The organism is Flavobacterium sp., from assembly GCF_027484705.1.
Taxonomy (GTDB): Bacteria; Bacteroidota; Bacteroidia; order Flavobacteriales; family Flavobacteriaceae; genus Flavobacterium.
The window spans coordinates 74,782-87,201 of the sequence record NZ_JAIXSL010000017.1 but is presented as its reverse complement, the minus strand read 5'-3'; the positions used below and the strand labels follow the sequence as shown (position 1 = coordinate 87,201).

General features: G+C 41.4%; 9 protein-coding genes. 1 reads left to right on the top strand and 8 read right to left on the bottom strand.

The genetic code is table 11. The features are described from left to right. Window positions 1–175: 175 nt before the first annotated feature. The gene (locus Q0058_RS10710; RefSeq protein WP_298223751.1) at window positions 176–1,711 is read right to left on the bottom strand and encodes a YifB family Mg chelatase-like AAA ATPase; all 1,536 of its coding nucleotides are present in this window, start codon (window positions 1,709–1,711) and stop codon (window positions 176–178) included. A gap of 101 nt (window positions 1,712–1,812) precedes the next feature. Here Q0058_RS10710 and Q0058_RS10705 point away from each other — a divergent pair, with 101 nt between their 5' ends. After that, window positions 1,813–2,190 carry a PH domain-containing protein gene (locus Q0058_RS10705; protein ID WP_298223749.1) on the top strand — a complete coding sequence of 126 codons (378 nt, stop codon included), beginning with the start codon at window positions 1,813–1,815 and terminating at the stop codon, window positions 2,188–2,190. A 24-nt stretch (window positions 2,191–2,214) separates the two neighbouring features. On the opposite strand, the gene Q0058_RS10700 is transcribed toward Q0058_RS10705, so the two are convergent. The 7 genes from Q0058_RS10700 to Q0058_RS10670 all read right to left on the bottom strand — a co-directional run bounded on the left by Q0058_RS10700 (window position 2,215) and on the right by Q0058_RS10670 (window position 12,284). After that, a complete protein-coding gene (locus Q0058_RS10700) occupies window positions 2,215–4,509 on the bottom strand; it encodes a TonB-dependent receptor plug domain-containing protein (RefSeq protein ID WP_298223747.1) in 2,295 nt (764 codons plus the stop codon). Continuing rightward, window positions 4,506–5,426: a FecR domain-containing protein gene (locus tag Q0058_RS10695; RefSeq protein WP_298223745.1), complete on the bottom strand. Its 921-nt coding sequence runs from the start codon at window positions 5,424–5,426 to the stop codon at window positions 4,506–4,508. Before Q0058_RS10695 ends, Q0058_RS10700 begins: the two co-directional genes overlap by 4 nt. Before the next feature lie 18 nt (window positions 5,427–5,444). Next, window positions 5,445–5,963 (bottom strand): sigma-70 family RNA polymerase sigma factor, encoded by a 519-nt coding sequence (locus Q0058_RS10690; protein WP_298223743.1) that lies wholly within the window; start codon window positions 5,961–5,963, stop codon window positions 5,445–5,447. A 100-nt stretch (window positions 5,964–6,063) separates the two neighbouring features. Next, on the bottom strand, window positions 6,064–7,551 hold the full coding sequence (locus Q0058_RS10685) for a hypothetical protein (protein ID WP_298223741.1): 1,488 nt from the start codon (window positions 7,549–7,551) through the stop codon (window positions 6,064–6,066). 106 nt (window positions 7,552–7,657) lie between these two features. Beyond that, window positions 7,658–9,661 carry a cytochrome c biogenesis protein CcdA gene (locus Q0058_RS10680; protein WP_298223739.1) on the bottom strand — a complete coding sequence of 668 codons (2,004 nt, stop codon included), beginning with the start codon at window positions 9,659–9,661 and terminating at the stop codon, window positions 7,658–7,660. Beyond that, window positions 9,658–10,971, bottom strand: coding sequence for a tRNA lysidine(34) synthetase TilS (gene tilS, locus Q0058_RS10675; RefSeq protein WP_298223865.1), 1,314 nt, complete (start codon window positions 10,969–10,971; stop codon window positions 9,658–9,660). The genes Q0058_RS10680 and tilS overlap by 4 nt, the downstream gene beginning before the upstream one ends. Window positions 10,972–10,997: 26 nt before the next feature. Next, window positions 10,998–12,284: an anthranilate synthase component I family protein gene (locus Q0058_RS10670; RefSeq protein ID WP_298223737.1), complete on the bottom strand. Its 1,287-nt coding sequence runs from the start codon at window positions 12,282–12,284 to the stop codon at window positions 10,998–11,000. Between the last annotated feature and the right edge of the window lie 136 nt (window positions 12,285–12,420).

Sequence of the window (12,420 nt, the reverse complement as noted above, 5' to 3'; positions counted from 1 at the left end):
CTTATAGTGTTGTTATAAACTGCTGTGATGCGATAGTAGGTAATTCGCACCCAGAATCAGCAGTAAATAGTGCCCCATCAAGCAAATGATAAAGTTTTATAAAATTCCTGCTATTTTAGTGAAGTTTGTTATACAATTCAGAAATGGAGTAGTAAAATTTACTTTTTAATCCACTTCACCCGAGCCACCCTTCCCGATCCAGACTTCTGTATTGAATAGCTTCAGCAATATGCGATGCAACAACGTTCTCAGAACCTTCCAAATCAGCAATGGTTCTGGAAACTTTCAAAATCCGATCATAAGCGCGTGCGGATAAATTCAATCTTTCCATCGCAGTTTTTAATAATTGTAAAGAAGTATCATCAAGCGCACAAAATTCGCGTATTAATTTCGTGCTCATCTGCGCATTGTAATTCACAGCGGGAATATCCTCAAACCTTCTCGATTGAACGTCACGGGCTCTGGTAACGCGCTCTCGAATCATTTGACTGCTCTCGGATTTACGGTTGTCGGAGAGTTTTTCGAAAGGAACCGGCGTCACTTCTATATGAATGTCGATTCTGTCTAATAATGGCCCCGATATTTTACTGAGATAGCGTTGCATCTCATTGGGCGAAGCATTACTGGGCGAGGTTGGATCATTGAAATAACCGCTCGGACTCGGGTTCATACTCGCCACGAGCATAAATGACGAAGGGTAAGTCACGGTAAATTTGGCGCGTGAAATCGTCACTTCACGGTCTTCCAAAGGTTGTCGCATGACTTCAAGAACTTCACGCTTGAATTCGGGCAATTCATCCAAAAACAACACGCCATTGTGCGCCATCGATATTTCCCCGGGTTGCGGATAACTGCCGCCGCCGACCAAAGCCACATTCGAAATCGTATGGTGCGGGCTGCGAAACGGCCGTTGGTTCATCAAGCCGACTTCTTTTAACTTTCCGGCAACACTGTGGATTTTGGTGGTTTCTAAAGATTCGCGTATTGTCATCGGTGGCAAAATACTCGGCAATCTTTTCGCTAACATGGTTTTTCCGGCGCCGGGCGGGCCGATTAGAATAATGTTGTGACCACCCGCCGCTGCGATTTCCATACAACGTTTGATGCCTTCCTGCCCTTTCACGTCGCTGAAATCATGCTCTGGAAAATCGAGATTCTGGATGAATTCCTCTTGAGTATTGATACATGTAGGTTCCAAAGTGCCTTTGCCTTCAAAAAAATCAATGACTTCCTGTAAGTTCTCGACGCCATAAACATCGAGTCCGGAAACGATGGCGGCTTCTTTGACATTTTGCTTCGGCAGAAAAAAACCTTTGAACCCTTCTTCTTCAGCTTTGATGGCGATGGGCAAGGCGCCTTTTATCGGTTGCAGACTTCCATCGAGCGATAATTCGCCCATAATGATATATTGCGCACTTTCTTCGGCCTGAATTTGACCTGACGCGACTAAAATACCAATAGCTAAAGTCAGGTCGTAAGCGGAACCTTCTTTGCGCAGATCGGCGGGCGCCATGTTGATCGTGATTTTCTTTCCGGGCAAGGCATACCCGTTATTCTTGAGTGCTGCAGCGATGCGGTAACTGCTTTCCTTGATGGCATTATCGGGCAAACCTACGAGGTGGTATCCGATCCCTTTATCGATGTTGACTTCAATGGTAATGGTCGTGGCTTCGACCCCAAAAACGGCGCTTCCAAATACTTTAACTAACATGGCGTATACTTTATATGAAGTTAAAATTAGTAAAAATTTCTTCGCCTCAACATCATTTTGGAGTATTTTTGGGCTTCCAAAAAATATAAAACTATACAGTCATGGGAATTTTCAACGCCATCTTAGGCAACGCCTCCGAAGTAGATTTAAACAATGTATCCAAAGAATTCGAACCAATTCTGATTGACGGCGAGAATATCGAAATGGCATTCAAAATGGTCAAAGACATGTTCATCTTCACCAACAAACGCTTGATTTTAGTAGAGAAACAACTTGTCGGAAGCAAAGTCGATTACCTTTCGATTCCTTATTCGAACGTCATCAAATTCTCTAAAGAAAGCGCCGGAATCTTAGACCTCGATGCCGAACTAAAAATCTGGATCAAAGATGAAGCCGCGCCAATCGTCAAACAATTCGGTAAAGGCGGCAACAACATCAATGACGTTTATAAGATTTTAAGTACTCACATTTTAAAATAAAAATCAACATCGATTTTACGGTGTTTAAAAAGCTACCCGTACAAAAACGTTAGGCATCATGCCTAGCGAATAATAATCCTGCACTTTATAGGTCGCGCGGATCACGTTTCCAATAGTAGCATATTGCCTTTCATATTCTTTGCTGATGAGCGACCGCTGGTTATAGGCATTGTAAATCGAAAAACCGACTTTTCCCGACCACGATTTCTGTTCGTGGAAATGGTAGATTCCCGAAATATCAAGGCGATGATAACACGGCAAACGCTCGGTGTTAAAAGATGCCACCTGATTGGTTTCATCGAGCAAACTATACGGTTTTCCGGTATGCCAGAACCAACCGGTTGACAAAGAAAAATGGTTCCACTTTTTGTAGAATGAGATGTTGAGCGCATGTCGGATATCTGCATTGACGGCAAAATATTGGTGGTCATTCAAGTCTTCAAACCTGTTTTTGGAATCCTGAAAAGTATAAGTCATCCAAGTGCGCCAGGTTGGGGCATTTTTCTGGATCAAGACATCCAATCCTTTGATAAAGCCATTTCCCTGATGAATGTCAGGGTCAAATTGATTCAAAAAACCAAAAGTCAGCGAAGTGATGCCTCGTGTGGTTTTATAATAAGCATCAAAATCGAAAACCCACGATTTCATCTTATAAATCAATCCGGCCGTATATTGATTGGCTTTCTGGATCGGATAGCTTTCCTTATCAGACGCAACCCAAAGATAATTTTCCAAACTCAAATCATTGGCCACACTTTCGCGGACCTGACTCATAATCTGACTTTTTCTTTCAAAAGAAGCTTGCAAAACCAAAGCATCCGTAATATTTTTCTGGATGAAAAGGCGTGGTTCAAAACTGTGTGACTGCAACGAACTGAAATCATTATAACGTGCTCCGGCCTGAAAATGCCAACTTTCCCACTTGTATTTTAAAAACGCATAACCCACATGCGTCTTGCTGTAGAAATGCTTTTGGTCGAGAATAATACTCAAATCCTGACTTTCGGTCGTAAACGAATGCGAAACGTCATTTCCCGAAAGCTGGTAACCGAATGCTATATTGAGTTTGTCGTTGGCCTGAAATTCAAAACCTGTTTCAAAGCCCGAATCCGTCACGCGGTTAAGTTTCTGGAACTGCTCAAAAGTGGTGGCGGTTTTGGTTTTATTTTTCTTGTAATCAAAGGTGTAAGCGGAATAATAAACGTTGGTTTTTTGACGCCATTTCGCTGCGTATTTTTGGTTCCAATGCCCACTGTAACCTTGGTTTTCAATCATCATTTTCTGGTTCTGGATGCCGTCGGTTTCGTTTTGCGTAGTGAAATTTAAGTTGTTGTCAATACCAATCGCTGTGAAAGCAAGGTCAGTATTTTCGTTCGGTTGATAATTGAGTTTCGCGGAATAATCCTCAAATTGAAACTTATTGCTGTCATCAAAATCCTTGAAATTAGTATTCTGAAAAACTTTCTCCGCCAGCGCGTTAAATGTTGCGGTTTGAAGCCATTCTGTATAAGATTTTCTGCCCGAAAGCTGCAAGCCCAACTTCTTTTTGACGATCGGCGCTTTGAGGTAAACATCGGCATTTAAGGCATTGATTCCGGCATCAACTTTCGTTTGATCTTCAATTTTATCGGTTGATTGAATATCGATGACACTTGAAAGACGTTCCCCAAATTTTGGGTGTGTCGCCTTATTCTGATAATTGACGGTTTGCGTGACGTTCGGATTGAAACCCGAAATCATTCCAAACAAATGTCCCGGATGATACATGCGGATGCCGTCCCACAAAATAAGGTTCTGGTCCGACGAGCCGCCGCGAATATACAAGCCAGTTGCGGTTTCGTTCGGGCTTTTGACGCCGGGCAATTGTTGTAACGAAAGCAGCACATCAGCATCGGTAACGCCGGGAAGCGCTTCAATTTTTTGCGGCAACAGTATTACTTTCTGGTCGCTTTTGTTGATTCCTTTCGATAGGAAACCTTCAACTAAAATTTCGTGCAATTGTTCCTCACGAACAGGCGCTTCCATAGCTCTGGAAACCGAATAATAGCGCGCATCAATCTGGGTTATTCTTAAATCCGTAAGGTTTTCAATTTCGGTATTGATTTCATTTAAAGTGTATGCTTTGGGAAGCAATGAAATCGTTTTTACCGCGACTATACTATCGACATAAGAATACTTGATATCGAATTGCTTTTCTATTGCGGTAAGTGCCTCACTCAGTTTTATGGACTTGAAATAAAAATGATGCTGTGGCGCTTTTTGAGCCCAGCAAACGGGAAACAATAAACAGAAAATCAATGGCGCTAGAAAGGGTTTCATTCTGAGATTCGGATTGTTCCTGAAGTGGTTTTAGTATAATGAAGATGCATCGGCAGACAGATCGACTGCAAAGCGGTTTCGATATTCTGATGCGTAAAACTTCCCGTAAAACGTACGTCAGTCAATGATTCCTGAAACACCACTTTTGATTGGTATTGATTCTGAAATTGCGCGATCACCACTTGCAACGGCGTATTTCTGAAAGACGATTCCGCATTGATCCATGTGGGTTTTTGATAGGCTTCATCTTCCCATATTTCAATCTTGCCTTTGAAAACTTGCATCGATTTTCCGTGGGTTAAAATTTGAGAAGTGATTGGCGTAGTGACTTTAACCTTACCTTCAAAACAATGCACTTCAAAATAATCCTGGTGCGCAATGACATTGAATTGCGTGCCTAAAACCTGCACTTTTCCCTGCGAAGTTTCGACGGTGAACGTGCTTCCTTTGGCTACTTTGAAATACGCTTCACCTTCGAGTTTTAAATTTCTTCTGTATTCAAAAAGCGTCGGATAACTCATTTTCGAGTGGGCATTTAAAGTCACTTGGGAATGATCGCTCAAAACCAGTGTGGCGGTTTTGCCATAATCACTCTCGAACGTATTGCTGAAAGAGAGCAAATGATACAATCCGAAAAACAACAGCAAAGACGCAGCTATTGCCGCATAAGTGTAGAGCGACAATACTTTCGATTTTTTGCGTTGTTTTTTGTTCGAAATTTTTTGTTGAATCGACGCGAAGTTTTTGGACATATCGGGCTCGGAAAGCGCAACGGATTGCAGCGAGAATTTCAATTTCCGGTAGGCGTTGAAATCGGATTCGGTCACCAAAGCCTTTAATTGTTCATCGGTGATCTTGCCCGACATCCAATCGGACAGGAACGTTTCATTCGCCTTATTTTCTGAGGTATTCTTCATCTTTATCTTTCTGAAATGTTATACATTTTTGATCACTTTCCTTAGTGACAGTAAAGCCAAGTGCATTCTTTTTTCTACTGCTTTCACGGACAAATCCAACAGCAACGCGATTTCAGCGTAGGTATGATTCTCAAACCGGTTCATCAAAAAAACGACACGTTGTTTTTCCGGCAAATCGTTGATGGCTTTCTCGAGTTGCTTTTTGAGTTCGTCCTCAACAAGCAAAAACTCAGGCGATTCTTCATGTGTGGCTTTGGGTTTTGACTGCAGTTCAAAATTCATGACCACTTTATCGTGCTTGATGTTATTGAGTGAAATCCGGATGGCCGTCGTAAACAAAAAACTTTTCGCCTGCTCAGGTTTTAGAATAGCGCAGTTTTCCCACAAAATCACGAATGCGTTTTGGGCGGTATCTTCTGCCCTTGCGACATCCTTGAACTTAAAAATCAGGAAGTTCCGCAACAACTTAAAATGGGCTTCAAAAACCGACCGGAATACCGCTTCTGAACATAATTTTGACTGTGATTGTTCGTCCATCAACTTGGATATCTTTTTAAATGCAATACCACATGCCCGGTTACTGGAACATGTGGTCTTACAAAACTTAACTGCAATTTTTAATTATTCTTTTTCATAATTACGGACAATTCGCAAGGATAATTGCGGTTTCAAATGATATTTGGTTAGCATAGGTAAATGTCGCTGTTTGAACGCCCCACGTAACCGCAATTGGATAGTTCATAATGGGCATCTTCTGTGTTTGCGGATTGTAATATTGCACCAGCTCGGAATTTGAATTAACCGTTACTAAAGCTCCTTGATACTGCACTGTTACCGGATACATGATATTAAAACAAGTTCCTAATGATTCCATGAAATTGAATGTAGCTGGTAAACAACTCACAAAATCATTGGATGTATATCCAGCGCATCGTGCCAAGCAGGCGTTACTAAATTCGACAATTTGGCCACCTGACTGAACGCAAACAGGAAGATAATCAGTCGTGCAAATGCAATTTGCGCAATTCGGTATTGTGAATGATTGCGTAGCGGTACAATTTTCATTATTCTCATTGATTTTAACCGTTACCAAATTTAAATTAGGTGCGCCAAGAATAGATTCCGGATAGTTTTCTATGGTAACTGGCAGTGAGGCAATCGGATAAACCCCAAGGAGTGCATTTGAACTACTGTACACTTCGAATTGCGTAGCCGTGGTATTGCCTGAATTAAAATCAATCGTAACCGGATACTGGAAAGTAGCTGGATTGCAAGTTCCCGGAGTTGCTGTCAGATTGGTAATGGAACATTCTGATACCGGATTACAAGGCACCAAATCATTTTGGGTATAGCCTGCACATTGTGCAAAACACAAATTGCCATATTCTACGATACCATTAGGTGTCTGAACACAGACCGGGGCATATTCTAAAGTACAGATACAATCGCCAGTGCAATTGGCCGCCATTTGGTAAAAATCATAAAGGGTATTCAATTGAACCGTTTGACCTTGATACATAACGGATATTGGAAAAACGATGTTCACTGCTCCGTCGAATCCGGGCGCGTCGCCAAATATCAATAGTTCTTCCTCGGAATTAATGGTGACTACTTGTCCGTTATAGTTTAATGTAATAGGAAAAACAATGTCAAAACAGTAAGTATTGTGAATTTCATCATAAAGATTATTAAAACCACAATTATTGATTAATGCAATGAATTCGCTTTCCGAATTAATGGTAACCGTTGTCAAATTTTGCACTACTTGAAAAGGAAAAACAATGCCATCCAAAAACAGCGTTGGTGACTCGTTATCGATAATTTGCCACAATCCCTCTGAACTGGTTACGGTGATCGCCGTACCATTGTTGTACGACAATACGAGCGGATACAAAAATTCAAAACAAAAAGGGTTCACAGGAGTTAATCGATGGGCTTTTGTCGAATTATTTGCTGACCTATCTCCTGGTTGATTGGCTTTTCGCAATTCGAAAATAGTAGTTCTTAAAGCCACACTTTTTTGAGCTTCTGCCGTATTGTTTTCTATCGGTGAAGCATCCGAACAGGACGAAACGGTAAAAGAACAAACTGCCAACAAGAAGCAAAATAATTTTATAGTTTTCATAGTAATTTGATTTTAGATTCAAAGCTAAGACAACCTAAAATTACGACACCCTACCCGATAAATCAAAAAAATAAAAAATCCCAACCTTTCGATTGGGATACCAGTGTTATTTGAAATTTGCGATTCCTGCGCGCAGCCACTTCTCATACAAGGAAACATCGGGATCATAACTCGTGGTTGGTTTATCAATATTTAATGAATTCCCTTTCAAATCCGTTAATACATACAAGGGTTGCGTATTGGTTTTATATTTCGAAATCATAAAGTCCGTCCACTTGTCTCCTACGGTTTCTATTGCCGAGCCAGTGGTTTTGGAAGTGAATTGTTCGTTTTTCGGTAAATCCCTTTTGTCATCAACATACAATGAAATCAGGACTACCTCATTTTTCAATATCGACAGAATCGGTTCCTCCGACCACACATTGTTTTCCATTTTTCTGCAATTGACACAGGCATAACCCGTAAAATCTAGCAATATGGGTTTGTTGACCGATTTGGCGTAAGCTAAACCTTTGTCGTAATCATCAAAAACGACGATGCCGTGTGGACCAATTTTAGCACCGGCCGGCAAAGCTGTTGTGGTTGTATTACTGGCACTTGAACCTCCCACACCAAATGGACTTTCACTGTATTCCATCGGTGGCGGAAAAGCATTGATGAGTTTCAAAGGCGCGCCCCAAAGTCCTGGAATCATATAAATGGTGAACGATAAGACCAACAAACCTGTGAGCAATCTTCCTACAGAAATATGCGTCAGCGGGCTGTCGTGCGGTGTCGAGATTTTACCGAAAAGATACAAAGCCAAAGTTCCAAAAATAGCTATCCAAATCGCAAGGAACACTTCTCTTTCTAATAAATGCAACTGCAACACCAAATCGGCATTCGATAAGAATTTGAACGCCAACGCCAACTCCAGAAAACCCAGAAATACTTTCACGGTATTGAGCCAACCGCCCGATTTAGGCAACGATTGCAACCAACTTGGAAACATGGCGAACAACATAAACGGCAACGCCAACGCCGAAGAAAAACCTAACATTCCGACAATTGGGGCAATGCCACCGTGAGAAGCAGCTTCAACCAATAAAGTTCCTACAATTGGACCAGTACAGGAAAACGAGACAATCGCTAAAGCGAGCGCCATGAATAAGATGCCTACAATCCCGCCTCTATCAGCTTGCCTGTCGACTTTATTCGCCCAGGAATTCGGCAACATGATTTCAAACGCTCCTAAGAAAGATGCGGCAAAAACGATCAGTAATAAAAAGAAAATGATGTTGAACCAGACGTTTGTGGACAAAGCATTCAAAGCATCAGCCCCGAAAATGCCAGTTACTGCCAAACCTAAAATCACATAAATCGCGATGATTGAAATTCCGTAAAGCAAAGCGTTTCTTTTTCCTTGCGCCGGAGTTTTACTTTGTTTGGTGAAAAAACTGACGGTCATCGGAATCATCGGAAACACACAAGGCGTCAATAAAGCCGCGAAACCACCTAAAAAGGCCAAAAAGAAAATCGAGAACAAACCACGCGTCGGTTTTACAGGCGCTGCAATTTTGGAAACTTTCGGAACCGGTGCAGCTTTAACTTCTGCAACGGTTGCAGTCGCGGTATCTACAGTTGTAGTATCAATGTTAGTTGGAGCAACTTCTGCAGTCGTAACAATTTCAGGAATGACAAATTTGAATTTCTCGACGAGGTTCACACAAGACGCTTTACAAGCCTGATAATCTACAACAGCCTCAACGTTTTTGAGTTTAGGATTGGTGATTTTGATTTCCTGCTCAAAATGGATCTTATCCTCAAAAAACGTTTCATTGACGCCAAAAACATCATTGAATCCGGTTTTCGTCCCGCGTTCTTTTGTTTTTCCGACTAAAGTGAAGTTTCCTTTTTGGTTCTTAAACGTCAGTTCTAAAGGCAACGAGCCGCCATCATCGGTAAACTGCGAATAGACATGCCAGTCTTTTTCAATCTTGGCATCAAAAACCAGTATAAAATTGGTGTCTGATTTTTTCTCGGTTTTGTGGGTCCATTTTACGGGCTCCAGAATTTGGGCTTGCGTGGCGATTGCTATAAAGGCAACAATAATGGAAAGGATTTTTTTCATGGTTTGACTTCAATTTTTAATATCTTCTTCGTGTGGGCGTCTGCTTTAAACCGCTCATCGTGGCGAAACCCTACTACCCAGACGATTTCATTTCCGGAGCATAAAAGCCAACTGTTTTCTTTTTCAAACAGTGAGAATTTCTCGTCTTTGAAAAACTTGCTGAGCTTTTTCGATTGGCCTTGCATCCCGCTGGGTTGGAAGGCATCACCCGATTTCCATTTCCTTAACAGCAACGGAAATTGCAGCTTTTCTTCGTCAACAAATATAACCGAATTAGAAATGTGGGCAGTGTCGGCTACTTTACAAAACGAAAGTTTTAAGGGAAAATTAACGTCTTGCACGTTTTTATCGATGGTGAATTCAAGATTTTCAATCTCATTGCTTATTGGTGCAACAATCAAAACACCGCGGTCTTTGAGCAACCTGTAATCCTTTGAAAAAACCTGTTTCCCGGATTGCGCGTCGGCCAAAGCGTAAATATCATCCCAAGCGGTAAAACCAAATTCGTTGAGCCAATGGTATAAATACGAAGTGTAGTTCGGCAATTGCGTAAGCTTTTTCAAATCGAAATGAATTTCATCGCCTTGTTCGCTTGCCACTTGCTGATAAACCATCACCGCGGCATCTTCCGCCATAGCCTGTGATTGCTGCAAATACGATTGTGTTTTTTGAAACGAATCGATAAAGTTCGCATTCAAATCCTTGAATAAAGGCACCAAATCGTGGCGTATTTTATTGCGCAAATACTTATCGGAAGCGTTACTACTGTCTTCACGCCAATTGATTTTATCCTCGTCGGCGTAAGTTTCAATAGCGGTTCTGTTGAAAGCCAAAAGCGGACGGATGATCTTGTCGTTCTGTTCAGGAATTCCGGTCAGGCCTTCCAAACCTGTTCCGCGGCTTAAATTGATCAGAAACGTTTCGAGGTTGTCATCAGCGTGATGCGCCGTTAGAATGTAATCGTAATGTTCGGTTTCGAGCAATTCATAAAACCAATGGTAACGCAGGTCGCGCGCCGCCAATTGGATTGATAATTTGTAATCTTCAGCGAACGCTTTGGTATCGAATTTTGTAGTGAACACCGGAATTTTATTCTTATCGGCATAATCAACAACAAATTGTTCATCGCCAAAACTCTCGGCACCACGCAACTGGAAATTGCAATGCGCGATGGCGATTTTATAGTGTAGTTTATGAAACAAATCGACCATCACCATACTGTCGATGCCACCGCTGACGGCCAGCAGCAACTTTTTATCTTTCAAAAAAGGTAAATTCTCGTTGAGATGGTTTCTGAGTTTTTCAAGCATATCCAAAAGTAGGGATTTCCGTGGAATTATTGCAGCACTTCCAACATCGCCTTGGCCTTGAGCAAACATTCCTCGTATTCCTTTTCGGGAAACGATTGTGAAGTGATTGCGCTGCCGACCGAAAATGAAACGTATTGTTTTTCAACGTTGTAAAGAATACTGCGAATCACGACATTGAAATCGAAATCATTATCGGGTGTGAAATAACCAACAGCACCGCTATACAAACCGCGTTTGGTTTCTTCAAGGTTCTCGATGATTTGCATGGCAGAGATTTTGGGTGCGCCGGTCATGCTGCCCATAGGGAAAGTGGTTTTCAAAACATCAATCGCAGAATGTTCATCTTTCAATTTTGAAACAATCGTAGAAATCATTTGATGCACCTGCAAAAACGAATAAATGCAGCACAATTCTTCAACTTTAACCGAACCTTTTTGAGCCGTCCGCGATAAATCGTTGCGCACCAGATCGGTAATCATGATGTTTTCAGAGCGCTCTTTCGGGTCGTTGGCGAGGTTGTTTTTGGAAGCTTCGTCTTCAATCGCGTCAGCAAAACGTCTGGCGGTTCCTTTGATGGGTTGGGAAATGATTCGTTCGCCCGTTTTTTTCAGATAACGTTCCGGGGAAGCCGACAACAGATAATGCTTGTGGTTCTTCAGGAAAACAGAAAACGGCGCTTGAGAAATCGTATTGAGTTTCAGAAACTTTTCTAAAGGATTTATAGTCGCGTTTTCAGCGAAAAATTCCATGCAGAAATTAGCTTCGTAAATGTCACCGTGGTGGATGTGTTCGAGCATTTTATTCACTTTCTGAACGTAGGAATCTTTGGAAATTCTTTGTTCAATAGCAAGCGTTTCCTTTGTTGGATTTGGATTGAAAATAAAAAGTTTTATGTCCGAAAAATCCGTTTCGACTTCGTCATCGCACATATTGAGATAACGGATTTCGAGATTATTTCCTTGAAGCAAAAACAGTTTTTTTGGCTGGAAGAAATACAAATCGGGAAACTGCAAGCCGTCTTGGTTGGCGGAATACAATACTTCGACATCGTTTTTTAAATCATAAGACAAGTAACCAAAAAGCCAGTCTTTGGTCGTTTGCTGGTATTGTTTTAAATCTTCAAAAGCGTTGAATTGATCTGTTTTTAAAGATGTGAAGGCATCGACGGCAAGTATGCAATCGTACTGTGAATAAGCGTCGTGATGCGCGTTACTTTCAAGAAAAACGACTTCCCGAAATTCCTGTGACCAAGCCAAAAGCTGTTGTTTGAATTCCTTCGGGTTGGCAATATTTTTATGAATCGATGTTCTCAAGTTGGGGTTTTAGAAGGTTCAAAATTACAACAAAAACCCGATAAAATTTGTGGCACGCTTTTTATTGGCAAACCGAAAATCCATTGTCATAAAATTGAAGGCTTATTGATAGAAAACTACTTATTAGGTTTTAGCG